The organism is Stenotrophomonas sp. PFBMAA-4 (genome assembly GCF_030053215.1).
GTDB lineage: Bacteria > Pseudomonadota > Gammaproteobacteria > Xanthomonadales > Xanthomonadaceae > Stenotrophomonas.
This window is the reverse complement of sequence record NZ_JASGBW010000065.1, coordinates 1-2,500: the sequence shown is the minus strand read 5'-3', so window position 1 is coordinate 2,500 and position 2,500 is coordinate 1. Positions and strand designations below refer to the sequence as shown.

Genomic DNA, 2,500 nt, shown 5'->3' with positions numbered 1-2,500 from the left:
GGCAGTAGACCCGAAACCGGGTGATCTAGTCATGGCCAGGGTGAAGGTGCCGTAACAGGTACTGGAGGCCCGAACCCACGTCTGTTGCAAAAGACGGGGATGAGCTGTGATTAGGAGTGAAAAGCTAATCGAACCCGGAGATAGCTGGTTCTCCTCGAAAGCTATTTAGGTAGCGCCTCATATGTATCCTCTCGGGGGTAGAGCACTGTTATGGCTAGGGGGTCATCGCGACTTACCAAACCATTGCAAACTCCGAATACCGAGACGGACTGTATGGGAGACACACGGCGGGTGCTAACGTCCGTCGTGAAAAGGGAAACAACCCAGACCCACAGCTAAGGTCCCAAATTCACTGCTAAGTGGAAAACCATGTGGAAAGGCACAGACAGCCAGGAGGTTGGCTTAGAAGCAGCCACCCTTTAAAGAAAGCGTAATAGCTCACTGGTCGAGTCGGTCTGCGGGGAAGATTTAACGGGGCTAAGCAGTGAACCGAAGCTTGGGGTGTGCATATTTATATGTACGCGGTAGAGGAGCGTTCCGTAAGCCGTTGAAGGTGGATTGAGAAGTCTGCTGGAGGTATCGGAAGTGCGAATGCTGACATGAGTAACGATAATGCGGGTGAAAAACCCGCACGCCGAAAGCCCAAGGTTTCCTTGCGCAACGTTAATCGGCGCAGGGTGAGTCGGCCCCTAAGGCGAGGACGAAAGTCGTAGTCGATGGGAAGCAGGTTAATATTCCTGCACCTCGCGTAAGTGCGATGGAGGGACGGAGAAGGTTAGGTGTACCAGGCGTTGGTTGTCCTGGGGAAAGGCGGTAGGTTTGGATCTTTGGCAAATCCGGGATCCTTCAAGACCGAGCACCGAGACGAGCCTTTAAGGCGAAGTCACTGATACCACGCTTCCAGGAAAAGCTCCTAAGCTTCAGCTTACGCAGACCGTACCGTAAACCGACACAGGTGGGTAGGATGAGAATTCTCAGGCGCTTGAGAGAACTCGGGTGAAGGAACTAGGCAACATGGCACCGTAACTTCGGGAGAAGGTGCACCCTTTTTGGTGGCTCGTGCGAGCTATAGCTGAAGAGGGTCGCAGTAACCAGGCCGCTGCGACTGTTTATCAAAAACACAGCACTCTGCAAACACGAAAGTGGACGTATAGGGTGTGACGCCTGCCCGGTGCTGGAAGGTTAATTGATGGGGTCAGCCGCAAGGCGAAGCTCTTGATCGAAGCCCCAGTAAACGGCGGCCGTAACTATAACGGTCCTAAGGTAGCGAAATTCCTTGTCGGGTAAGTTCCGACCTGCACGAATGGCGTAACGACAGCGGCGCTGTCTCCACCCGAGACTCAGTGAAATTGAAATCGCTGTGAAGATGCAGCGTTCCCGTGGCAAGACGGAAAGACCCCGTGAACCTTTACTATAGCTTTACACTGAACGTTGAGTTCGTCTGTGTAGGATAGGTGGGAGGCTATGAAACTGTGGCGCTAGCTGCAGCGGAGCCATCCTTGAAATACCACCCTGTCGTGCTTGACGTTCTAACCTGGGCCCATTATCTGGGTCGGGGACCGTGTATGGTGGGTAGTTTGACTGGGGCGGTCTCCTCCTAAAGAGTAACGGAGGAGCTCGAAGGTACGCTCAGCGCGGTCGGACATCGCGCACTGTGTGCAAAGGCATAAGCGTGCTTGACTGCAAGATCGACGGATCAAGCAGGTAGGAAACTAGGACTTAGTGATCCGGTGGTTCTGTATGGAAGGGCCATCGCTCAACGGATAAAAGGTACTCCGGGGATAACAGGCTGATACCGCCCAAGAGTTCATATCGACGGCGGTGTTTGGCACCTCGATGTCGGCTCATCACATCCTGGGGCTGTAGTCGGTCCCAAGGGTATGGCTGTTCGCCATTTAAAGTGGTACGCGAGCTGGGTTCAGAACGTCGTGAGACAGTTCGGTCCCTATCTGCCATGGGCGTTGGAGATTTGAGAGGGGCTGCTCCTAGTACGAGAGGACCGGAGTGGACGAACCTCTGGTGTTCCGGTTGTCACGCCAGTGGCATTGCCGGGTAGCTATGTTCGGAAGCGATAACCGCTGAAAGCATCTAAGCGGGAAGCGCGCCTCAAGATGAGATCTCCCGGGGCACAAGCCCCCTGAAGGAACCATATAGACTATGTGGTTGATAGGTCAGGTGTGTAAGTACAGCAATGTATTGAGCTAACTGATACTAATGATCCGTGTGGCTTGACCATATAACCTCAAGTTGCCTTGGCTTTACGACAACGTCGTAAGAGCATCCAAGTGCACGCTACGTCACAAGAACTATGCGAGGCTGGCGCCTTGTCCCTCGGGACGAGTGCGACTCTCCAAAAGCCTCCCTGGTGAAATTAGCGCTGTGGAACCACCCGATCCCATCCCGAACTCGGAAGTGAAACGCAGCTGCGCCGATGGTAGTGTGGCTCAAGCCATGCGAGAGTAGGTCATCGCCAGGGTTTATACCCAAAAACCCCGCTGCT

At 54.0% G+C, this 2,500-nt stretch carries 2 rRNA genes (1 of these 2 cut by a window edge); both read left to right on the top strand.

The features are described 5' to 3' along the window. Window positions 1-2,236 (top strand): 23S ribosomal RNA (locus QMZ26_RS21130); it begins 645 nt to the left of the window's first position. Between the two features lie 125 nt (window positions 2,237-2,361). Next, window positions 2,362-2,476: ribosomal RNA gene (gene rrf, locus QMZ26_RS21125) — 5S ribosomal RNA — on the top strand. Window positions 2,477-2,500: the final 24 nt, after the last annotated feature.